The organism is Alcanivorax sp. NBRC 101098 (genome assembly GCF_001010505.1).
GTDB classification, from domain to species: domain Bacteria; phylum Pseudomonadota; class Gammaproteobacteria; order Pseudomonadales; family Alcanivoracaceae; genus Alcanivorax; species Alcanivorax borkumensis.
The window spans coordinates 962,275-983,473 of record NZ_AP014613.1 but is presented as its reverse complement, the minus strand read 5'-3'; the positions used below and the strand labels follow the sequence as shown (position 1 = coordinate 983,473).

General features: G+C 54.9%; 19 protein-coding genes. 5 read left to right on the top strand and 14 right to left on the bottom strand.

Going from position 1 to position 21,199, the window contains the following annotated elements:
- Positions 1-32 precede the first annotated feature (32 nt).
- From AS19_RS04575 to AS19_RS04565, 3 genes are all read left to right on the top strand, one after another.
- Complete coding sequence (locus AS19_RS04575; protein WP_046961747.1) at positions 33-656, top strand: hypothetical protein; 624 nt, start codon at positions 33-35, stop codon at positions 654-656.
- Positions 657-658: 2 nt separating this feature from the next.
- A complete protein-coding gene (locus AS19_RS04570; protein WP_046961746.1) occupies positions 659-1,252 on the top strand; it encodes a carboxypeptidase-like regulatory domain-containing protein in 594 nt (197 codons plus the stop codon).
- Positions 1,253-1,735: 483 nt separating this feature from the next.
- Positions 1,736-2,200 carry a DUF1456 family protein gene (locus AS19_RS04565; RefSeq protein WP_046961745.1) on the top strand — a complete coding sequence of 155 codons (465 nt, stop codon included), beginning with the start codon at positions 1,736-1,738 and terminating at the stop codon, positions 2,198-2,200.
- Between the two features lie 25 nt (positions 2,201-2,225).
- Here AS19_RS04565 and AS19_RS04560 read toward each other — a convergent pair whose 3' ends face one another.
- Positions 2,226-3,143 (bottom strand): LysR family transcriptional regulator, encoded by a 918-nt coding sequence (locus tag AS19_RS04560; RefSeq protein ID WP_035458637.1) that lies wholly within the window; start codon positions 3,141-3,143, stop codon positions 2,226-2,228.
- 228 nt (positions 3,144-3,371) lie between these two features.
- Here AS19_RS04560 and metE point away from each other — a divergent pair, with 228 nt between their 5' ends.
- Positions 3,372-5,663 (top strand): 5-methyltetrahydropteroyltriglutamate--homocysteine S-methyltransferase, encoded by a 2,292-nt coding sequence (gene metE, locus AS19_RS04555; RefSeq protein WP_046961744.1) that lies wholly within the window; start codon positions 3,372-3,374, stop codon positions 5,661-5,663.
- Between the two features lie 147 nt (positions 5,664-5,810).
- On the opposite strand, the gene AS19_RS04550 is transcribed toward metE, so the two are convergent.
- The 10 genes from AS19_RS04550 to AS19_RS04505 form a co-directional block, all read right to left on the bottom strand.
- Complete coding sequence (locus AS19_RS04550) at positions 5,811-6,971, bottom strand: CmpA/NrtA family ABC transporter substrate-binding protein (RefSeq protein WP_046961743.1); 1,161 nt, start codon at positions 6,969-6,971, stop codon at positions 5,811-5,813.
- Between the two features lie 197 nt (positions 6,972-7,168).
- Positions 7,169-7,819 (bottom strand): ANTAR domain-containing response regulator, encoded by a 651-nt coding sequence (locus AS19_RS04545; protein ID WP_011588143.1) that lies wholly within the window; start codon positions 7,817-7,819, stop codon positions 7,169-7,171.
- A gap of 118 nt (positions 7,820-7,937) precedes the next feature.
- Positions 7,938-8,345 carry a globin family protein gene (locus tag AS19_RS04540; protein ID WP_011588142.1) on the bottom strand — a complete coding sequence of 136 codons (408 nt, stop codon included), beginning with the start codon at positions 8,343-8,345 and terminating at the stop codon, positions 7,938-7,940.
- Positions 8,346-8,451: 106 nt separating this feature from the next.
- Positions 8,452-9,048, bottom strand: a complete 597-nt coding sequence (locus tag AS19_RS04535) for a DUF3365 domain-containing protein (RefSeq protein ID WP_011588141.1) — start codon at positions 9,046-9,048, stop codon at positions 8,452-8,454.
- Positions 9,049-9,090: 42 nt separating this feature from the next.
- Positions 9,091-10,428, bottom strand: coding sequence for a cytochrome c3 family protein (locus AS19_RS04530; protein ID WP_046961742.1), 1,338 nt, complete (start codon positions 10,426-10,428; stop codon positions 9,091-9,093).
- A gap of 15 nt (positions 10,429-10,443) precedes the next feature.
- A complete protein-coding gene (locus AS19_RS04525; RefSeq protein ID WP_052753740.1) occupies positions 10,444-12,423 on the bottom strand; it encodes an FAD-dependent oxidoreductase in 1,980 nt (659 codons plus the stop codon).
- A gap of 43 nt (positions 12,424-12,466) precedes the next feature.
- Entirely contained in the window at positions 12,467-13,651 is a 1,185-nt protein-coding gene (locus AS19_RS04520; RefSeq protein WP_011588138.1) for an alginate export family protein, read from the bottom strand.
- Between the two features lie 120 nt (positions 13,652-13,771).
- Positions 13,772-14,611 carry an ABC transporter ATP-binding protein gene (locus AS19_RS04515; RefSeq protein ID WP_011588137.1) on the bottom strand — a complete coding sequence of 280 codons (840 nt, stop codon included), beginning with the start codon at positions 14,609-14,611 and terminating at the stop codon, positions 13,772-13,774.
- A gap of 16 nt (positions 14,612-14,627) precedes the next feature.
- Positions 14,628-15,629: an ABC transporter permease gene (locus AS19_RS04510; protein WP_011588136.1), complete on the bottom strand. Its 1,002-nt coding sequence runs from the start codon at positions 15,627-15,629 to the stop codon at positions 14,628-14,630.
- A 29-nt stretch (positions 15,630-15,658) separates the two neighbouring features.
- Entirely contained in the window at positions 15,659-17,020 is a 1,362-nt protein-coding gene (locus AS19_RS04505) for a CmpA/NrtA family ABC transporter substrate-binding protein (protein WP_011588135.1), read from the bottom strand.
- Positions 17,021-17,539: 519 nt separating this feature from the next.
- Here AS19_RS04505 and AS19_RS04500 point away from each other — a divergent pair.
- A complete protein-coding gene (locus AS19_RS04500; RefSeq protein WP_011588134.1) occupies positions 17,540-18,694 on the top strand; it encodes a YbfB/YjiJ family MFS transporter in 1,155 nt (384 codons plus the stop codon).
- A 377-nt stretch (positions 18,695-19,071) separates the two neighbouring features.
- Here the strand turns inward: AS19_RS04500 and AS19_RS04495 are convergent, their stop codons facing one another.
- The 3 genes from AS19_RS04495 to AS19_RS04485 are packed head-to-tail and all read right to left on the bottom strand — an operon-like array spanning position 19,072 to position 20,785.
- Positions 19,072-19,374 carry a hypothetical protein gene (locus AS19_RS04495; protein WP_052753739.1) on the bottom strand — a complete coding sequence of 101 codons (303 nt, stop codon included), beginning with the start codon at positions 19,372-19,374 and terminating at the stop codon, positions 19,072-19,074.
- Positions 19,371-19,988, bottom strand: coding sequence for a nucleotidyltransferase domain-containing protein (locus tag AS19_RS04490; protein WP_082116346.1), 618 nt, complete (start codon positions 19,986-19,988; stop codon positions 19,371-19,373). Before AS19_RS04490 ends, AS19_RS04495 begins: the two co-directional genes overlap by 4 nt.
- Complete coding sequence (locus AS19_RS04485; protein ID WP_052753737.1) at positions 19,985-20,785, bottom strand: pentapeptide repeat-containing protein; 801 nt, start codon at positions 20,783-20,785, stop codon at positions 19,985-19,987. Before AS19_RS04485 ends, AS19_RS04490 begins: the two co-directional genes overlap by 4 nt.
- Positions 20,786-21,199 lie beyond the last annotated feature (414 nt).

Here is a 21,199-nt window from a genome sequence, read left to right as displayed (position 1 = left end):
GCCACCGTTAGCCAAAAAACCGGAAACAGCGAATGGAATCCAACGTATACCAAGCCCCGGCCAGCGAGATCCTAACTGCAAAACCTGAAGCCGCCGGGGTCGCGCTCTATGTGGTCGCCCCCTGGAAGTTCAATCTACTTTTCTGGGCCACTATGGGTATTTACGGCCTTTACTGGAATTTCAAAAACTGGCAATACCAAAAAAACCATCGAGGAAAGAATGTACAGCCGGTATGGCGAGCCCTGTTCAGCGTTTTTTTCTTTGGCCCGCTGTTGAAAACCATCAATCAGGAAAACGAAGGCAAAGCAAAACCGTTACCGGTCTTCGCCTTAGCCACCCTGTATATTCTTGCCAACCTGATCAGCACCGTATGCGACCGGGCCGCCGCCAGAATGGATAGCTTTGGGATACTGGACTTGGTTTCACTGGCGCTTATACCCGTGACTTGGGCGGTGATGTTCAAAGCACAAAAAACTATCAACTTTTCACAAGACGATACGCAAGGTCGGCGCAATAACCGCCTAACATTAGCCAACGGCATCTGGATAATGCTAGGCATGGTTCTGTGGGGGCTCATTCTATTGGGCCTCGCCAGTGGCTATTTCCCTGAACAAACACAAGCCTTTCTCTCTTCCTTAATCATGACGGCCTCGTAACTATGTCATCACTAAAAAAATCCTTCGCGTGCCCGCTTATTATCGTCAGCTTGATGCTGTTGCTGGCCGGCTGTATTCCCACCATTCAACGTATGTGGGACGCACAACCGGTAACTGGCACGGTGGTTGATGGCAACACTGGCGAACCGATCAGCGGCGCCACCATCCGCTCGATTACCTTAGCCGAGGACCCAGAGCAGACGCCACGCACCGCCATCAGTAATGCTAAAGGCGAGTTCACTTTACCCGGCGAATCCCATATTGGTTTTCATATGGCTATGCCCGCCAGCTACATGGCCTCGACTCATTGGAAAATCAGCCACCCGGACTACCCCGATGCAGTAGCAGAAACGCGCACCATCGCCCCCCCCACCGGTGAACAACCACGGAACATTACCGTACCGCTGTTTGCAGAGATAAACGCCAGCAAGGTGCAAGACTGCCCCTACTTTCACTACCAGCAACAATTGGCCCAATGGCTAAATCATTTGGACGAAGAGGCACGGTACCCCTTTCAAGATTCCATGCTCACGTTCTGCCATGATAGCGAGCGTATTGAGCAGATTTTTTCTGCACAAGAACGCGGAAATCATTAAACAGCCTTAACTCATACATTTGGCACAAGCCCCACCCATGAGTCGCCCATGAGTATCGGGGCGACCCCATGCTAGAAGGCACCCCATAGCATGGGCAGGATCATGCGCACAGGCATCGTTGAAACGGGTGGGGCACTGGGGTGCATGGCGCCCCCACCCTCTCCCATCGCCCCTGACGATCACCGTCCTGAAAACCCGTATCTGGCGATGGGTAAACGCCCCCCTGGGCACCGCCGACGCAGGTAACGGCGGCATAGGCGCTGTGTTCTTAAGCATCCTGCAGCCCCCCCCCCCCAAGATTCCATCACCACGCGCTGCTTTGCCTGCCTAACAAAACCCTCAAGGCGGGCATTATCGGGCAAAAAAATCGCCCCCCTAGCGATTAAGCGATAATGCCCCCGTGTCCCCTCCTGCGGTTCCCTGTACCATTACGGCTTGAACTAGGGCAGTCGCGCCCTCCGTTTCCCTCACCACAGGTCCAGCATGCTCAACAACGATGTCCTCCGCCGCACCCGGTACATTTTCGATTTTGACGACAGCCGCATGATTGGCGTCTTCGCTGAAGCCGGAGAAACCGTCACCCGGGAACAAATCAGTAACTGGCTGAAAAAAGATGAGGACCCGGCCTTCCAAAAGTGCACCGATCGCACTCTGGCAATTTTTCTCAACGGCCTGATCAACGCATTGCGCGGCAAAAAGCCAGGGCAGCAGCCAGAACCAGAAAGCCGCCTGACCAACAACATGATTTTCATGAAACTGAAAATCGCCCTAAGCTTGCAAGCCGAAGACGTGCTGGCCGTACTAGAACTGGCCGACTTCCGCATGAGCAAACATGAGCTCAGTGCCTTCTTTCGCAAACCCGGCCACAAGCACTACCGGGAGTGCAAAGACCAGATCCTGCGCAATTTCCTCAAAGGCTTACAAATTCAGTATCGCGACGGGGGCTAAGCGCCTGACGCATAGATCAGCAAACTTAGCGCACCGCTCTAATACCACTTAGCGTCTTGAAACACAGGTCCCGGGCGGTGCCGAGAAACTCCTGCACATAGGGGGTCTGTTCATCCTCCACACGCACTGCCGCATAAAGCGTTCGCCACACACCCTTTTCACCAAGCCGTACGGTTTTCAATAAATCGTGTTCGGTATATTCCGTTAGTGCCCAGTTTGGTAACGCGGCTACACCGCGACCTGCGGCCACTAATTGCGCTGTCATGGGGGTCAGCTCAGCCGTGCGTATGGCTGCGGGTTCTTTACCCGCCGGGCCCAAAAAGGCGCTGAACACATCCAGTCGCTCACGATCCACCGGGTAGGTAATCAGCGTTTGGTCGGTGATGTCGTCGGGGAGGATCCACTTTTTCCCCGCCAGCGGCGATTGTCGTGACACCGCCAGCACCAGCTCGTAGCGGAACAATGGCACATACAGCACGGCATCGTTTTCCACCGGATCGGAACTCACCACCATATCCAGGTCTCCCCGCGCCAGCGCAGGCAACGGTGCAAAACTGAACGCCGCCGATAAATCCAACTCCACTTCAGGCCAGTGTTCCCGAAACGCATCCAGGGCCGGCATTAGCCACTGAAAACAGGAATGGCACTCGATGGCGATATGTAGCCGCCCAGTCTGGCCGGCGGCCAAGCGTTTCAGTTCCCTTTCTGTTTGCTGCACCCGGGGGAGCACATCGCGTGCTAGCGCCAGCACTCGCAACCCGGCCGTGGTAAAACGCACCGGCCGGGTTCGCCTCACCAACAGCGCCACACCCAATCGATGTTCAAGATCTTTCAACTGATGAGACAAGGCCGACTGGGTAACGTGCAGCCGCTCTGCCGCCTCCACCAGTGATCCAGCCTCCTCAATGGCACGCAACGTAGCGAGATGTCTGAGTTCAAGCATGAATGCCTTTCCTTGAGCTAATTGTAGAGGTGAAAACTGGCTTGCAGGCGATGAGACGCCTGGAGCAAGCAAATTCTATTGTTGAGAAAAATTCATACTTATAGTGAGATATTTGATTTTGCCTCATGAAGCATAGCCACCACAATACCCTCGACCTTAAACAAGCAAGGCACCACAGCAACGTATTGCGTGAAGTGTGCTTGCAAGCAATGGCGAAGGAATAATGTCATGACCACCCTGCACAACTTGGGCTTTCCGCGCATCGGCGCCCGCCGCGAACTGAAACAGGCACAGGAAGCTTACTGGGCCGGCGACCTGCAACAGAGCGAATTGGAACACGTGGGTAAAAGCCTCCGTGAACGCCACTGGGCCTTACAGGCCGACGCCGGAGTAGACTTGATGCCGGTGGGCGATTTCGCTTGGTATGATCATATTTTGGAGTTCTCCTCTCTGCTGGGTGTCGTGCCATCACGCTTCGAGCAAGATGCAAATGCCCCAGTGAACCTGGACACCTTATTCCGTATGGCCCGTGGACGTGCGCCCACCGGCATCCCGGCAGCGGCCTGCGAAATGACCAAGTGGTTTGATACCAACTACCACTACCTGGTGCCGGAGCTTGCCGCCGACCAAACCTTCCGTATTGCCCGGGAAAGCCTGTTCGAGCAGGTCGAAGAGGCCAAAGCGCAGGGCCACAACCCCAAGCCGGTGATCCCCGGCCCGCTTACTTATCTGTACCTGAGTAAGGGGGACCGCTTTGAAGGCGCCGAAGACAGTGCCAAGCTCGCGTTGCTGGATAACCTGATTCCGGTTTACCGCGAAATATTGCAACGCTTCGCAAACCAAGGCGTTCAATGGGTGCAAATCGACGAGCCTATTCTGGTTCTGGATTTACCCGATAGCTGGCAACGAGCCTACCTGCGCGTATACGACCAATTGGCCTCGGCCAGCCAGACTAAACTGTTACTGGCCACCTACTTTGGCGGGCTCGCTAACAACCTGTTCACCGCACTGGAACTGCCCGTGCACGGCCTGCATCTGGACCGGGTTCGTGGTAATGACGACCTGGGCCAAGTGATCCCCCGTCTGGGTGATAAGGTGCTGTCGTTGGGTGTAATCAACGGCCGCAACATCTGGCGCACCGATCTAGACGCGGCTCTGGATAACATCACCGCCCTGCACAATGAACTGGGGGATCGGCTCTGGCTGGCGCCGTCCTGTTCTTTGTTGCACTGCCCGGTGGATCTGGAGCAGGAAGACACCCTCGATAACGAACTGAAAAGCTGGCTGAGCTTTGCCAAACAGAAACTGGAAGAACTGGCACTGCTTGGCGGTGCCCTGCGTGGCGACAGCAACGTTAATAGCGGGCTGCAAACACAGCGCGCTGCCCTCCAGGCTCGCGGTCTATCTTCGCGGATTCATAATCCTGCCGTGGCCCAGCGCCTAGCCGATGCCAGCCAGCTCTCCCGCGACCGGGTGAGCCCGTTTGCCGAACGCATTGCGCAGCAGCAACAAGCCCTGCAGTTGCCCGCTTTCCCCACCACCACTATCGGCTCTTTCCCGCAGACTCGAGAAATCCGTACCGCTCGCCGGGACTGGAAATCCGGCAAGCTAAACGATGCGCAATACCAGCAACAAATGCAGGAAGAGATTGCTCGCTGCATTCGCTACCAGGAAGAGGTGGAGCTGGATGTGCTGGTGCATGGTGAAGCCGAACGTAATGACATGGTGGAATACTTCGGTGAACTGCTGGACGGTTTCGCCTTTACTCGCTTCGGTTGGGTGCAGAGCTATGGCTCACGCTGCGTAAAACCCCCCATCATTTTCGGCGATGTGCAGCGCCCCCAGGCCATGACCGTGGAGTGGGCCCGTTACGCCCAGTCTCTTACCCACAAGCCGGTAAAAGGCATGCTCACCGGGCCGGTCACCATTTTGCAGTGGTCGTTCGTGCGCGATGACCAGCCCCGTGCGGACACCTGCCGCCAGATTGCCTTAGCATTACGTGATGAAGTACAGGATCTGGAAAAGGCCGGCATCAAGGTTATCCAGATTGACGAACCCGCTCTGCGCGAAGGCTTACCGCTACGCCAAGAAGAGTGGACGCAATATCTGGACTGGGCGGTGGATTGTTTCCGCCTGGCCACTGTCAGCGTGGATGACGACACCCAGATTCACACCCACATGTGTTACTCGGAATTCAACGACATCATCGAAGCTATCGCGGCGCTGGATGCGGATGTGATTACCATCGAAACCTCCCGCTCCAACATGGAGCTGCTGGATGCCTTCCGAGATTTCCACTACCCCAATGACATTGGCCCCGGCGTTTACGATATTCACTCGCCCAACGAGCCAGACGTGGCCTGGATGGTACAGCTAATGGAAAAAGCGGCCGAACGCTTGCCTAAAGAACGGTTATGGGTAAACCCGGACTGCGGCTTGAAAACCCGCAAGTGGGACGAAACCCGAGCAGCCTTGGCAAACATGGTCAATGCGGCGAAACAGTTGCGGCAGGCGAGCTAGCCTTTCCTGTCGTTCAGCGCTGGCCTGTCCGATTACGCCTTTCAGGCTAACGCTGACCTGCTCCTGAAATGCCGAAACTTGCCTGCAACGGGTTCTTTTGAACCACGTGCAGGCAAGCCCCTCCCCGCACCGTCACCACCAATCCTGCTAAGCCTTTAGATCAAGGGCGCCCAGCAGCCGATCGGGCCCTAGCTCTACCGGCTTAGGCTCACCGGGCAACTGCCAATGGCCACCATGGCGTTCATCCGGTTTGCTGTCCATGATCGGCAGGCTGGTAAGGTCGCTCATGGCATCGCGGAACAAGTCAGTGCGATAGCACTGGGCCGCAAAAGTTTTCGCCTCCTCCAGAGAGCATTGCCGCCAACGCTGCATTTCCTGGAGCAGAAAAGCCGCATCCGAGCGCCAAGGAAAGTTAGCGTGAAAACCGGCAAATACATGGAAATGATGTGGCAGGAACGGTTGCCCTGTCAGCCCACCGGGCAACCGTTGGCTGAACGGCGCAGCGATGATTTCTGCTGGCACATCCAGCCACGCCGGATGCGCCAGCAAGGACAGACTTTCAACCAAGTTTTCATCCGCATGGCAGGCCGCTTTATACAGCGCCCGCAGCACCGCCCGGTGAGTGTCCGGATGTCGTGACACCCAGTCCCTGGAGACCGCCAATACCTTCTCCGGCGCGTTCTCCCAAATTTGATAACCCGACAAAATACAATGCCCGGCACCCGTCAGGGCGGCCAAGCTATTCCACGGTTCGCCAACACAAAAGCCATCAATGTGGCCCATTCGCAGGTGGTCCACCATCTGCGAAGGGGGCAGCACCACCAGCTTAACGTCGTGATCCGGATCCAACCCCGCAACACTTAACCAATGACGCAACTGATAGGCATGGCAGGAAAAAGGAAACACCACGGCCAACACCAGAGGGGATTCACCGCTGGAAGCCCGAGCCGCCACCAGCTTGTTCATGGCGGCAGCAATATCGTTAGGTGTCGGACCTTCCGACAAGGCGCACAAGCCCTGAAACAACATCGGCGATACAGTCACTCCATTACCGTTAAGGCCCATGGAAAAGGCGGTGGCCAGGGGCTTCTTGATGCACCCCAGCCCCAGTGACGTGGACAACAGCATGGGCGCCAACAGGGGTGCCGCATCCAGTTGCCCCACCAACAGACGGTCCCGCAGACTGGCCCAGCTCCACTCCGGCTGCAATTCCACATCCAGCCCTTCGGCGGCAAAGAATCCCCCCTCCTGAGCCACCGCAAGGGGCAAGCTATCGGTGAGCGGCATGTAGCCAATACGCACTTTCATCGGGGCGGCTCCGTACACGAAGGGCGCCGGACCTCAGACGCCTGGCGGCGCACACTCCGAAGGCCGTCGACAATAGGGGCGCGGCTCACGGTCTTATCCGACATATCCATAAGGCTTCGCGCCTTCATCAAGGGCATCACTCGTCGCATGCTATCTCCTGTTCAACATTATCCTTTGGGCATTAAGCGCTAGTCTTTCTACCCTTGCGCCTTGAGCATTTCGGCATAATCGAGCACCGATCGGGCCACCTGAATCAACGGTTGCCCGCTGTTCATGGCCTGGCGACGCAGGGTGCTGTAGGCATCCTGTTCGTTAAGCCGACGACGCTGCATCAGCAGCCCTTTAGCCCGCTCGATAATTTTGCGTTCGGCCAACGCTTCACGGGTTTCTTCCAGCTCTTCACGTAACGCCTGATATTCCCGAAAACGCGCGGTCGCCACACGCATTACCCCACGCACCCGGGTCAGGTCTGTTTCGCCGGCCACGTAGGCGCTAACACCCGCGCGCAATGCGGCAACCACCAGATCCTCATCGTCCTGATGGCAAAACATGACCATGGGGCGTGGCATGTCACGCTGCACCAACGCCATGCTTTCCAGGGTATCGCGGTCCGGCGCATCCATGTCCACAATCACCACATCCGGGTTACTGGAGCGCACTTTCTCGGCAAGGCCGGCAGCGCTGGTGAGCCGGCACAGAATCTTGTGGCCCTCATCAATGAGGGCCCGCTCGAGGATCGCCGCGCGGGGGGGCTGGTCATCTACCAGCATAATTGTCAGAGCCATAATGTCTGGCGCATCCGAACAAATGGAATTATTGAAGTGTTCTGCAACGGTTGTGCCAGTCATACTCTTTCTAACCCATTGTTTTATGGTCTATTTTATTTTCCATGAATAAGGCACCCCAAAAGCGAGCCATTGTGGTGCAAATCCAGGTGCCAAAATGGCCCTTATCCCTCTAGGCGCCTTAATAGTCCGCGGCGGCAATCATGGTCGTGGCCAAAATGGTGTAGGCGGCAACCCAGGCGGCTTCTGTGTCGCTGTCGAACGCATCGCCCAGCCCCTGGCCCAAAGTCCAAAGCAAGGCCTGTGCCACCGTGTCGTAGTCTGCTGGTTTCACACCATAATCCTTGTGACGAGCGCCCAGCTTCTGAACAGCGGGGACGATGGTATCGAGCTTGTCCAAGCCTCTCACTGCCACACCAATCATGGTCATCAGCTTCTTGCCCTGTTCTTCCATGTTGCCCTTGAAGAGCGGTTTCAGGGCGGGGTCATTGGTAAACAGGCGATCGTAAAACAAGCTCGCAGCCTGATCGGAAATAGCATCCACCTTGTCCCAGCTGTTCTGTACCAAAGCAATCTGTACCGGAGTCATGATGTTTCTCCCGTTGAATATAGATAATGGCCTTTAGCGCCGCCCATCCGACGCTATAATCGGTTAAGCCCGTACTTGGGTCGTTGTTGATCGAACTTTAGAGCGCCTACATCGGCACCCTAATCACCACACCGCCCATCACATCGCCCAGTTCGAAATCGGTTTTCGGAGAATCCTTATGGTTGTTGTGGCAAGCCACACACGGCGCGGCCACAGCCACATCTGGATAAACCGCGGTGTAGTAGGTCACATCACCCAGTTTTTCTTCACCGTAAAAATTTTCACCAGGGTTATCCACGATGTACTGCAAGCCCTCTTTCTCCAGGCCGGTCTTCGGTTCGTTTTGCCCATTGATCGGCCACAGTGACTGCAACGAGTAGCTGAATTCACTGGTCATCTCACTCACCGACTCCGCCCCGTAGCGAAACATCTGTGCTGGCAGTGGTGCGCCATTTTCAAGGTCTTCCCAGTACTCATGGGGTTTGATGCTATCCGCCCCTGCCGGACCAAGACGCCCGATGATCAGCTTGGTGTAGTTGGTTCGGTCTGCGTTCATCACTGCGAACAGGGAATCGGTGTAGACCTTGGGTTCAATCCCGCTGACAGGCGTTGCGGCTTGTTCACCTCCACAGCCACTGAGTATCAGGGCGGAAATGGCCGTGGCCATCAGGGTGGTGGCTTTGCGTTTCATAACGTGTCGCATGGGTAATACCTCCTCAGGTTTTTAAACTTCGTTATGCGTAAATCAGTAAGGCCCTATTTTTTTGTCGCGGGCCTCGTCACGGTCCACCGCCATATCGATGGACGGTACATGGTGTTCGGGCTTGCCGTTGAAGTTGTTTTCCAGCAGATGCGGATCGGCTAAGGCATCCAGTGAAAACGCCAAGCTATGGCATTGCAGGCATACCGGGCGCACCATCTTTTCCACCGGGCGCATGGTCAGGCTCTGGTTGTGCTGGACAAAAATGTCGTCGCGATGCTCTTCACGGGGCATGTGGCAGGAGGCACAGGTGACACCGCTACCGGGCGGCAACTCGCCGCGCTTTTCCTTTTTCCACAGGTCATGATGAGGGGAACGCAGGTATTCGTTGCTGTGCTCGTCATTGTGGCAGCCAATACAGCTATCCACGGCAGCACTCTGGGTATCAAAGTCATGGGCGCCGTGACAGCTGATACACGTCAGCTCGCGATGACTGGCTTCCACATGCATGTTGAGCACAGACTGCGACGGCGTCATCGGCGCCAGCCCTTGGGCCAAGCGCATGCCATGCCGGCCCTGCAGAAACCCTTCTGACTCCGGCTTATGGCAGGTGGCGCACTGCAGCACCTGCGGTGAATCGACCCACTCACCGGCAGCACCATGGCAAGCGGTGCAGGTGACGCCCGCTTGTGCATGGGCCGTCCCCTCCCAGTGCTCAGGGGTTGGCGTGCCTTCAGGCGCTTTGCCCTGGCCGCGCATCAACGCCAGCAGAGCGTCATCTTTCATCTGTCTGGCAAGCAGGTTACGGGGCGGTTGCCGGGCAGGCGGCTTCAGCCAAGGCTCATCGGAATGGGCAAGCAGAAAGTCTTCATACAACGCGCGGTTATCGTGGAAATTATGACAACCCGCATTCGCACAAGTATCGAAACCCATTCCCTTATGACTCGGCCGATCTTCGGCAATGCCTTCATGACAGTGGCCGCACATGTCCATGGGCAGAGTCACCCCCAAGCCGACGTCAAGTTCGGGACGATGCTCCACATGGCAGGACACGCAAAGCCGGGCATCCACATTGGCCAGCCGGTCGGCATTACGAGGGTCCGTAAATTTGGATTTGGGATGAGAATCTTGGGCGTCTTCCAATTGCTCCCCATGACAATCAATACAGGCATTTTGCAATACGGTTTCGCTGTCGAAGCCAGGGCCATGGCAAACACTGCATTGCATTTCGATCTGATGATGGCCGTGGGTCATTGGGCCAGGGATAAAAGCGGTCTTTGCTGCGTCTTCATCCACTAATTGAAGACTCAACCAAATGGCCAAGCCGACCGAACCAAACAGCCAGATAGCCCACAACGCCGAAGGATGTTTCTTACTGCCCATCACCGCACCCGCCCTTTAGAAGTAGTACGCCGAAACGATGTGAAAGATCAGTAGCGTCGGCAGCGGCCAGCACACCAGAATGTGCAGCCAAGTGCTGCCTTGTCGCAGCCACCCCACTCCGTTCATGGCAACCTGCAGACGGGTTAGCAGCGCCGCAGTAATGCCAACCATGGCGGCACCGATAAAACTCAACATCAGCCAGCGGTTTAGGTTTTCCCCCAATGAAAAACCGGTGTGCCAATACAGTGCTAACAAAGCAAGCAAAGCCAGTACTGCATGGGCAATGCGCCACCCCGTAAAACTCCCCATGGGCACTTTCGGAAAACGTTTTTTCAAGGACATCAGCAACAGCAGCACAGAAACGGCCAACACGGCATAGCCGCTCCACTGTCGCCACAAGCCGTTGCGGGAAAATTGTTCAAACAGAGAAATATTCTGTACCGAGCTGGCCGGAGCCGGTGACGGCAACCAGAAGGCCAATGCCATAACAAACGCGGCAACGGCTGAGATAATGGCTAGCGCGGTGGCCCCAGGCACCTTACGGGCGGCAGCTGCACCACCACTGCACAAACTATCCAGCAGCGGCTCACAGCCACCACATACCGTGCCGGCGCCGCTCACAGATTTCAGGGTGGCCACGTCACAGCCGTCGGCCATGAAATCCTGTAGTTGGCGACGGGACAGCCCCCGGCACTGACAGATCACGGTGGCGGCCGGCCATTCGCTCACTTGCCCGGCGCCCCCTTCATTCAGCTCACCAGTAAAGCGGAAACGCAATACTTCCCAAGGCTGTATGCGACGACCATCGGCGATGCGATTGAGCACTTTCTGACGTTCCGCCCAAGAGCCCACGGAAACCACGCCCACCAACCGCCCGGCGCGCAACATCAAGGCACGATAAATGCCAGCATTGCTATCGTGGTAAACAAGACTGCGATGCACCATGCCCCGCTCTTCGTCAGTAAAGCGCCCGGCACTGAATACCTCCAACGACAAAACTTTTAGCCAAGTGCTATCAGCCACCGGTGTATAACTGTCATCACTGCCGGCAAGGCATCCCGCAGCGACCCGGGCCTGTTGCAGTGCCGGCATCACTAGGCCGCATACCCGATCTTCAAACTGGGCGCACTCGCCCACCGCATAAATATGCGGATCTGAGGTCTGCATGCTCGCAGTGACACGAATACCATTAGCAACCTTGAGCCCCGCCTTGCGGGCCAGTGCTGTCCGCGGGGCAATTCCCGTTGCGAAGACCACTGTGTCGCAAGGCAGCTCACTGCCATCCGCAAGCACCACTGACTCCACACGTTCCGTTCCCTTAATACGCCGGACACTGGTATTGAGCCGTATATCCACACCGGCTTCGCGCAGGTTATTGGCCACCATGCTGGCCGCTTCACTATCAAGCTGGCGATTCATCAACCGATCGGCATGCTGAATCAAGGTGACGTTGGTCCCGAAACGACACAATCCGTGGGCAGCTTCAATACCGAGAAGACCGCCGCCAATGACAACGGTATGGGTACTTCGCAAGCGACGGGCGATTAACGCTTGGGCGTCGGCCATATCGCGAAAACGCAACACACCAGACAAGGTTGTGCCCGGTATGGAAGGAATATGGGCGTCACTGCCCAGCGCCAGAACCAGGCTACTGTAGTGGTGACGCTGACCGAGTCTGTCCTCTACCCAGCGACGGCCGGGATTAATCCCGGTAACAGGCCGCCCAACCAGATGCTCTACCGAGTCATCCAGTTCAGGGGGCAAGTTGGTGAGATCATCAAACTCGGTGGATCCGAAAAGAAAGGTGGAAAGCTTAACGCGATCATACGGGGCCCAATGCTCTGCACCGAACAGCTTCACTGGTGTGGTCACACCACGGCGGCGCAACTCCACCAGGCACTGTATTCCCGCCGGGCCATTGCCAACAATGATGACGGGCTGTTCGGCCTGGGCATCAGGTACCCGGGGTTGGGGCTGATAACGTTTTGCTTCCACCTGACACCTCCTTTTCTGAGGATCTAACGGGGAAGGTCGGGGATCAGAATTTCAGTTCTGCCCAGGCCCAGTACTTGCGGGTATCAGACTTGAAGTCATCGGCGCTGTAGTCTGCATACTTCAGTCCTACTACGTAGTTTTTACCGATTGGGCGCGCTACCAGCACATTGGTTTCTGTACCGTAGTCAGTGCTGCCTTCGTTGGACTTGAAGTCATGGAATACCGCCAGCAACTTGAAACCCGCCAGCTTGCCACCCACTGACACAAAGGTATCTTCCAGACCATCATCCGGTGTCGCCAAGAACTGATCCGACCAGCCATTAAAGGCATGCTTGGTGGCCAGAGGCGTCTGGAACGCTACGGTGCCATCATCAGAACCAAGCACTTCCTGTGCCACTTTTACTGTCACGCCAGCAATTTGTGCGCCCAATTCGGCAAAGTAGTACTCGGTATCACCGGCGTCCACTTCCTGCTGGGCCCCTTCCAGAGTCAGCAACAATTTGAGTGAGTCCAGATCAAAAGCACCGGCATAACGCAGGCCGAAAGTATCGTTATCGGAATCCGTCACATTGTCTGTTTCAAGCAGATAGCCATAGGCGCTTAGGGACCCACCTGGCGCGCCGGCCCAGCTAGCGTTGAACAGATAATGGGAGGTATTGGCATCAAACGATGGGGTAATGCCATTTACTTGAGTCAGGTACGCCGTGGAGAACGTCAGATCACCGACACCATAGTCCAGCTTGGCACCGTCGAAGGTTTGCTCATCCTGGCGCCAGCCCACATTGCCCACAAAGCGCGCATTGTCATAAATGATGCGTTGACGACCATAGGTAGCAACCAGGCCTTCCAACGCATCGCTACCAGTGTAGCGAATGGCAGCGCGGTTCAGTTCAGTCACTTCCGGATCCGCAATGATCGGATAGCCACCTTGCTCCGGGGCATAATTATCCACCTGGCCAACGATGCGGGTATCTTCAAATTCGCCCATTACGTCGAAGCCGTAAAATTTGCCACTCTGGTAGCCCAAACGGGTACGCAGGGTGAGTGCCTGACCTTCGTCAGCCATACCGTCAATGTCGACTTCTTCGTAGCGCAGGCGCATGTTCAGCAGCGGAGTACCGCCTTTGAGAGCCGTAATAAAGGCATCATCTTCGGCGTTAGCGGTACCTGTAACACCCAGCGCGGAGAGCAGGACACCGGCAGCAATGGCAGCATTTTTCATCATCATTTCCTCAACACCTTCCCAAAGTTAAAATCGTTTTTTGGTTAATTCAGAGCGCACCTTCCCTGTTCCCGCTTTCCGTGCACAAAAAAGCAGGTGGGTTCATTCCATCGTTATGCGTTTACTTCAAGCCTGTTTGCGAGCCGCCTCAGCGTTATTGCTATTGCGTTTTCGCATTGGCTCCACCTTGCGCTGCTTTTCGTACAGGAACTGAAGCACCTGTTGACGACAGCGCACAAAGGTCGGGTCATCTGCCAGTGCCAGGCGATCTCGTGGCCGCGGTACGTTCACGTCCAAAATTTCGCCAATGGTGGCAGACGGGCCATTGGTCATCATGACGATACGATCGGACAGCAGTACCGCCTCATCCACATCGTGGGTAATCATGATCACCGTGGTGCCCAGCTGAGCATGGATTTCCATCAGGGAATCCTGCAGGTGAGCACGGGTCAGTGCATCAAGCGCACCAAAGGGTTCATCCATGAGCAGCACCTGGGGCTGCATGGCCAACGCACGGGCAATACCCACCCGCTGTTTCATACCCCCGGAAATTTCGTCTGGCTTTTTGTGCAGGGCGTGCCCCATGTGCACCAGTTCCAAGTTGTGCTCTACCCAGTCGCGTATTTCCGCTTTGGTCTTGGTCTTTTTGAAGACCTGCTTGACCGCCAGCTCGACATTTTCGAACGAGGTGAGCCAGGGCAGCAGCGAATGGTTCTGGAATACTACGGCCCGTTCCGGGCCAGGCTCTGTCACCTCATGGTTGTCGAGAATGACACCGCCATCGGTGGCCTGTAGCAGGCCCGCGACGATGTTGAGCACGGTGGATTTACCACATCCGGAGTGACCAATCAGAGAAACAAATTCGCCGGAATCAATTTTAAGGTTCACCTCTTTCAGGGCCTCGAACTGGCCCTTGGGCGTATCGAATTTCATACCAACGTTGGAGAGTTCCAGTAATGCTTTCATGTCGTTTTCCCTGTGCTTAGCGCTGTACGGAAGATTTGTCCCACACCAGAGCGCGTTGCAGCATGAGCATTAAGCGATCCAGCAGAAAACCGATCAGACCAATTACGATAACGGCAACCATAATTCGGCCGAGAGATTGAGAACTACCGTTCTGAAATTCATCCCAAACAAATTTCCCCAGCCCCGGATTCTGCGCCAGCATCTCGGCAGCGATCAGCACCATCCAGGCGATCCCCAAGCTCAGGCGCAAACCGGTGAACATCATTGGCAGTGCAGAAGGCAGTACAATCTTGCGTATATGGCTCAGCGCATTCAGCCGCAGCACCAAAGAGACGTTGGTCAGATCCTGGCTCACAGACGTCACCCCCACGGAGGTGTTCATCAGCGTTGGCCACAGACAACATAGAGACACTGTGAACATGGACGTCAGGAACGACTTAGCCACCATCGGGTCGTCGGTCACATACAACGCGCTCACCACCATGGTGACCAGGGGCAACCATGCCAACGGTGACACCGGTTTGAACAACTGAATCAGCGGATTCATAGCCGCATACGCAGTGCTGCTCAAACCAATGACGATACCAAGAGGAATCGCAATCAATGATGCCAGCAAGAAGCCACTCATCACCGTGATCAAGCTGGTGCCAATCTGATCAAAGAAGGTCGGCGCCCCCGTGTAATTCCGTTGGACCGGCTCCCAGTCCGGCTGCTGCTGCAGACGCGAAGCAATGTATTTTTCCTGGCGTTCGTGAAACGCCTCTTCCTTCGCTCGGGACGCCTGATGTTCATCCACCAGAGACCCTGCCTGCTGCCAAACATCCGCTGGCCCCGGGAATTGCCCCAACGACGTGTCGATACGTTGGGCCGCCAGCTGCCAGAGCAACAGAAAGGCGGCAATGCCCATCACCGGCCAGATCAACTGGCGCAGCAACGCCTGCCACTGCTCACCGGACATCTTGCCGGTAGCCAGCGCACGGTAGGGTTCCATCCAAGTTGGGAAAGTCAGGGTCACCATGATTGCTTCTCCTTGAAGGAGACACGCTGTTAAAGCGCGTCGCCCTCTTTCAGACCAATCGGAAACTTCTTCAGGTACGCATTAGGTTTGCGGCCGTCGTAAGTGATGTTGTCGATAAAGCCTTTTTGCGGTGCTTTAAAGCCGTCTTCGGTGGCGAAGTCAGGAAACTCATCCGCAGAGATCTTGCCTTCAGCAATCAGCGCCTTAGCCGCTTGGGCATAGATGTCCGGGCGATACACTTGCTTGGCGATATCCATGTACCAGCTATCCGGTTTGGATTCGCTGATTTGACCCCAGCGACGCATCTGCGTCAGGTACCAGATGGCATCGGAGTAGAATGGATAGGTAGCGTTGTAGCGGAAGAACACATTGAAGTCCGGCACTTCACGCTTATCGCCTTTCTCATATTCAAAGGTCCCGGTCATTGAGTTGGCGATCACGTCATAATCCGCCCCCACATAGTTAGGCTGAGACAGGATCTTCACTGCTTCCGGGCGGTTGGCATTGTCGTTCTCATCCAGCCACTTGGCCGCACGAATCATCGCTTTCACTACACGGATATGGGTGTTGGGGTACTTGTCAGCCCAGCCCTTACTCACACCGAACACTTTTTCCGGGTTGTTCTTCCAGATTTCGTAATCAGTAATTACCGGCACACCGATACCTTTGAATACAGCTTGCTGATTCCAAGGCTCACCCACGCAGTAACCGTAAATGGTGCCCGCTTCCAAGGTGGCCGGCATTTGTGGTGGCGGGGTAACCGACAGCAATACGTCAGCCTGCAGCTGGCCACTGGTGTCGCCCTTGTGTGGGGCGTAGAAACCCGGGTTGAGGCCACCGGCGGCCAGCCAGTAACGCAGCTCGTAGTTGTGAGTGGATACCGGGAACACCATGCCCATGTTGAAAGACTTGCCCTCAGCTTTGTACTTTTCCACCACCGGCTTGAGTGCATCCGCCTTGATCGGGTGCACCGGTTTGCCATTCTCCACCGGGATGCTCTTCTTCATTTCCTCCCACACCGCATTGGAAACGGTGATGCCATTACCGTTTAAGTCCATGCTAAACGCCGTAACAATGTGCGCTTCGGTGCCGTAGCCAATAGTCGCCCCCAGCGGCTGGCCTGCCAGCATGTGCGCCCCATCCAGCTGACCGTCAATCACCCGGTCTAGCAGGACTTTCCAGTTGGCCTGGGCCTCTAAGGTCACAAACAAACCTTCTTCTTCAAAAAACCCTTTCTCGTAGGCCACAGCGAGCGGCGCCATGTCGGTCAGCTTGATGAAGCCAAACTTCAGATCAGCCTTTTCCGGCCAGCCCACAGAATCTTCCGCCATGGCGTTGGCCGAGAGCCCCACCGTCAGTGCAGTAATTGCTATGCGAATAAACTTTTTCATCCGTCTTCCCTCATTTGCCTGCTATCGCGCTGGCATAAAAAAAGCGCTCAGAGAATCCTGTCATCGTTGACCGGATGCCATGAGCGCCTTTGCTCGAATCTGATCGTGATCGCCATTGATCACGAAGAAGTATTTGGGTCACAACACTGTTGCTGTGATGTACCCACTAAGGCAATTGCTGTGCCAACTTTGAAAACACAATACTTTCAATAACTTAACGATTAATGCTGTCTACAGAAACGATCGCCACGCCCATAAATTGCACAAACAGCACTATTGTGAATCATTTCGTTCTCACCAAAATGCATCACTGTTGTGCTGCATAGCCGATCACCCCCCACAAAACCCGCTTTTGCGCCAGTATGGTGAAAAAAATGCGCACCGCTTGCGACCAAAGGCCCATTATCACTGAGAGAAATAATGAACATCATCTGAAAGGTGCAGAGCAACAAGCGCCGACCTGCTAGGCTGCCCGGCACATGACCGCAGCCATCCATCATTAATTTAGACCGAGCCCTTATGGCCCAACACGACAACGACGCCCTGCGCATTGCCCTGGCCGGCGCCCTCAGTTTGGTCATTGCCCTGGGCATTGGCCGCTTTCTCTTTACCCCTGCCCTGCCCGGCATGATTGCTGACACAGCGCTAACGGCGGTGAGTGGCGGCTATCTAGCGGCGGTGAACTACGGCGGTTACCTGCTGGGTGCCATGCTTGCCATGGCCGTCCCCTCTCACCGGGCACGTAGCGCCTTCTGGGTCGCACTGTGGGTGAGTGTGGTTAGCAGCCTATTGATGGGTCTCAGCGAGACGTTTCTTCCTTGGGCAATCAACCGCTTCTTGGCCGGCATCGCCAGCGCCATCATCATGGTCAACGGCTCTGCCCTGGTGCTTGGCGCCTTGCCCAATCACCTGCGCGCCCGGTTAGGCAATATCCATTACGCCGGCATTGGCTTGGGCATCAGCATCGCCGCCCTCACCGTAGCATTGGTTGAGTTCCTGCAAGGCCGCTATCCCTTTATGTGGTTTTCCTGCGGCGCGCTGGCACTTGTCTTCATGGCGTTTCTGCGTGTGATTCCCGCCCTGCCCCACGCCAGTGAACATGCCCATACCCGGGTACCGGTAAACCGCAAAGCTCTGGGCTTCCTTATTGCCAGTTATTCTCTCGCCGGGTTCGGCTACATCACCAGCACCACCTACCTGCCGGTGATCGCCAAACAACAACTGCCTGGGCTGGACAGCGCCGCCTTCTATACTTGGCTTGCCGTGGGCCTGGCTGCCGTTCCCGCCAACCTGCTGTGGGGCAAACTGGCCAGCCACACAAGCGAGCGCAATGCCTTGATGATGGCGCTGGTAGTGCAGGCCGTAGGCGTGAGTGCTCCCGCCTGGCTCCCCGGTCTGGCCGGGCTGGTCACCAGTGGCCTGCTGGTAGGCGGCACCTTTACCGCCGTGGTCGCCCTAAGCATGTACTGCGCCCGCCAACTGGCCCCCCACGCCGCCAGCGCCGCCCTAGGCGCATTAACCGCCTGCTATGGGGTCGGGCAGATACTGGGGCCAGTAGTCACGGCATGGTTACTGGAAAGCAGAGGGAGTTTTTCGCCCGGGTTGATCGGCGCAGCAGTGGCGTTGATAGGCGCAGCGGTGCTGTTGATGCCACTGGGAAAGGAACGGTTTTAGGGTTTGGCGCAGGAACGCACTGACAGAAAAGGTGGCTTTCAGCTGTTAGCGGTGCTCCCCACGCAGTATCGGGACTCAAAACAACCAACGCTAGGTTATCCCCTGGATCGAACTCGAAATACTCGTGTTTAAATTGGTTCCCTTCGATTTCAATCTCGTCGGCAAAAGCCAATAGAAAATGCGCTATAGCCCTCAGCTAAGATAGCGAAGCTGATATCGTGACTTCGGGGGCTTTGCGGGTTATCGACCTGCAGTAACTCATCCGTATAGCCCAATAACTCGATTTCAATCTCTTCCTGCGATTATTTAACGCCTTGCTCACCGGAAAATTAGGAGCGCAGCGAGTAATTTTTCCGAGTGCAGCAACTTGTTAGCCCTCACCGGCACCTTTGCAGCTCTTCCTTTAGCTCTCCGAGTTGCTCTTCTATTTTTTTAGCTTGAGCTTTCTCCAAAGGCATAAACGTTTCATTGCTCCGGTCCGATAGCCTCTGGCATTGTTCAGCGAGATCAAAAAGCAAAGGGACAACACGGTTTTCTGAATGAAACCCCACCACAGCTTGCCAGCGCAATATGGCCGCTCTAGACAGCCCGGTAAGTTCCTCAACACTGGAGGAGTATCTGTTTACCAGTGTCAATACACGACGTTCTGCTGACACTCTATTCAAAAAGGTATTCTTCATATCGCCTCTCGCAGAGAATCTACCCATTTTGCTAATGGGGTTTCAACAACGGTACGAGCTGCATAAGTCGGATCGAAATCGATTGTTACACCTCGTGTTGAACTATGCCTTGCCAGCATAATCTGCCTATAAATTGAGCGCTCCAGTGGACACTCAACCGGAAGCCGATAGGGTGCATCAGCCGAAAAAGACGGTTTTTCCAGCATTGCCCAGGATGCGCACATGGCGATGTCCCGAATCGCTGTATGAGCAATACCCAACTCATATACAACGTTGCTAGTCCCAGTCGTAAGCTCGTTTAGGGATTCCTTAAGCAAAGCCTCTAAGTCATCGATATCTTCTGCGATAGTTGAATAAGGGGCCGGTGGCCCCAAATTTTCTAGGAAAGGTTGATCGCCATAGCAATACACACACTTAGCCTCAAGATGAAGGTGCCAAGCAAACAGTCTTCCTTTCGTAAAATATTCTTTGATCACTTCTGGGGAGTACACGCTCCACTCATGCGGATATTGAGTACGTTTTTTCGCAAAGGGAACCACAAGAATATCGACATCTGAAGTAGGAGTTGCTTCTCCTCGGCAAGTAGAACCGAATACGTAAATATCATGACTCATCGTCTTGCCAACCGCTTGATTAGAATAGCCATAAACAGCCCAAAAAATATGAACCGTATGACAGACAAGGAGGCAAATTGACACCTAGGCAAAGGAGGTGAAGTATCGATACCCCAGAATGCATAAGTTACCGAAAACAAAGACTGTGGCCATGTAAAATTAGGGTTAGCCCATGCGAGGATGCCAGCCCAAATAAATATTACTGTTGCACTACTAATCAGGATCCGAAATATGCTCTCTCCATTCCCCCAGAGCAGATCAAGTGCCTTCCAGCGTGCATGCCGAATCGCATGTACGAATCTATCCCAGCCTTTGTATTTAGAGCGGTAGTATGACTGCTTCGAATAGGCTGCATGGTATAGATGCTGCCCTGTTAGCGCTACTTCAATTGATGCAGCTCTATTTACTGCTGCATAGTTCCCAGTGTGGCCAAAGTTAACCCGAAGGGAGCGAACAAGATCACGGGCCAAATTTTCTTCACTTGGCAGACAATTGTCTAAGAACTCTTCATCAAGATGAGTATGCTCCCAGGAGGAGTATTGAAACTTGCATTCCTCGTATTGCGCACCTCGAAAGTTGGAGCCGCTGATATTAGCGCCTGTGAAGTCACAACGAATGAATCGGCAATTTCTAAAGTAGCAATCAAAAATGTCAGATTGCTTAAAGCTCACTCCAACAAAAGTCCTCCCAACGGCAAAAAAACGCCTTAGCACATGTCGCGAAAGCTCCTCATCGCGGACATCCGCTGCCATTTTTTTGTCTTCGATAATTGGTTTTAAATGATCTTCAAGTTCCATTTTTACGCCTGACTTAAAGTGAAGGCTAACAGCGTATTCAGTCGAACGATTCGACCTATCTTTTTTCGACATAATTCTTTTATGGCTTTCGAGAGAAACACAGAAATTCGCAAGGCCGTCAGATTCTTACCGTGAAAAAAAGAATCCATCTCGTCTGGAAAAACGCGAAGAAGCGGCCTATTTCCTGACTTTCCCCGTTACTCCCCAGTTCCTAAAACCACTCTATATCAAACGTTTAGCTTTTTCTGTAAGCCATATCCTACAAAGATATGGCGGGTTCTGTTGAGCACGGCATAGTCGGGATAGCGGTTTGGAGGGGTTCGGCCCAAAAGGGTCTGAAAAACCATTGGGCCTAGCGTCCGAAGAGGCAGAGGCTCACGAAGGCACGGCAGTGACGTCAGCCTCTTCGCCTTG

What these genes read in the sequence shown, in the direction of transcription:
- AS19_RS04575 (WP_046961747.1), top strand. Translation starts at nt 33, where the DNA reads ATGGAATCCAACGTATACCAAGCCCCGGCCAGCGAGATCCTAACTGCA.
- AS19_RS04570 (WP_046961746.1), top strand. Translation starts at nt 659, where the DNA reads ATGTCATCACTAAAAAAATCCTTCGCGTGCCCGCTTATTATCGTCAGC.
- AS19_RS04565 (WP_046961745.1), top strand. Translation starts at nt 1,736, where the DNA reads ATGCTCAACAACGATGTCCTCCGCCGCACCCGGTACATTTTCGATTTT.
- AS19_RS04560 (WP_035458637.1), bottom strand. Translation starts at nt 3,143, where the DNA reads ATGCTTGAACTCAGACATCTCGCTACGTTGCGTGCCATTGAGGAGGCT.
- metE (WP_046961744.1), top strand. Translation starts at nt 3,372, where the DNA reads ATGACCACCCTGCACAACTTGGGCTTTCCGCGCATCGGCGCCCGCCGC.
- AS19_RS04550 (WP_046961743.1), bottom strand. Translation starts at nt 6,971, where the DNA reads ATGAAAGTGCGTATTGGCTACATGCCGCTCACCGATAGCTTGCCCCTT.
- AS19_RS04545 (WP_011588143.1), bottom strand. Translation starts at nt 7,819, where the DNA reads ATGACTGGCACAACCGTTGCAGAACACTTCAATAATTCCATTTGTTCG.
- AS19_RS04540 (WP_011588142.1), bottom strand. Translation starts at nt 8,345, where the DNA reads ATGACTCCGGTACAGATTGCTTTGGTACAGAACAGCTGGGACAAGGTG.
- AS19_RS04535 (WP_011588141.1), bottom strand. Translation starts at nt 9,048, where the DNA reads ATGCGACACGTTATGAAACGCAAAGCCACCACCCTGATGGCCACGGCC.
- AS19_RS04530 (WP_046961742.1), bottom strand. Translation starts at nt 10,428, where the DNA reads ATGGGCAGTAAGAAACATCCTTCGGCGTTGTGGGCTATCTGGCTGTTT.
- AS19_RS04520 (WP_011588138.1), bottom strand. Translation starts at nt 13,651, where the DNA reads ATGATGATGAAAAATGCTGCCATTGCTGCCGGTGTCCTGCTCTCCGCG.
- AS19_RS04515 (WP_011588137.1), bottom strand. Translation starts at nt 14,611, where the DNA reads ATGAAAGCATTACTGGAACTCTCCAACGTTGGTATGAAATTCGATACG.
- AS19_RS04510 (WP_011588136.1), bottom strand. Translation starts at nt 15,629, where the DNA reads ATGGTGACCCTGACTTTCCCAACTTGGATGGAACCCTACCGTGCGCTG.
- AS19_RS04505 (WP_011588135.1), bottom strand. Translation starts at nt 17,020, where the DNA reads ATGAAAAAGTTTATTCGCATAGCAATTACTGCACTGACGGTGGGGCTC.
- AS19_RS04500 (WP_011588134.1), top strand. Translation starts at nt 17,540, where the DNA reads ATGGCCCAACACGACAACGACGCCCTGCGCATTGCCCTGGCCGGCGCC.
- AS19_RS04495 (WP_052753739.1), bottom strand. Translation starts at nt 19,374, where the DNA reads ATGAAGAATACCTTTTTGAATAGAGTGTCAGCAGAACGTCGTGTATTG.
- AS19_RS04490 (WP_082116346.1), bottom strand. Translation starts at nt 19,988, where the DNA reads ATGAGTCATGATATTTACGTATTCGGTTCTACTTGCCGAGGAGAAGCA.
- AS19_RS04485 (WP_052753737.1), bottom strand. Translation starts at nt 20,785, where the DNA reads ATGGAACTTGAAGATCATTTAAAACCAATTATCGAAGACAAAAAAATG.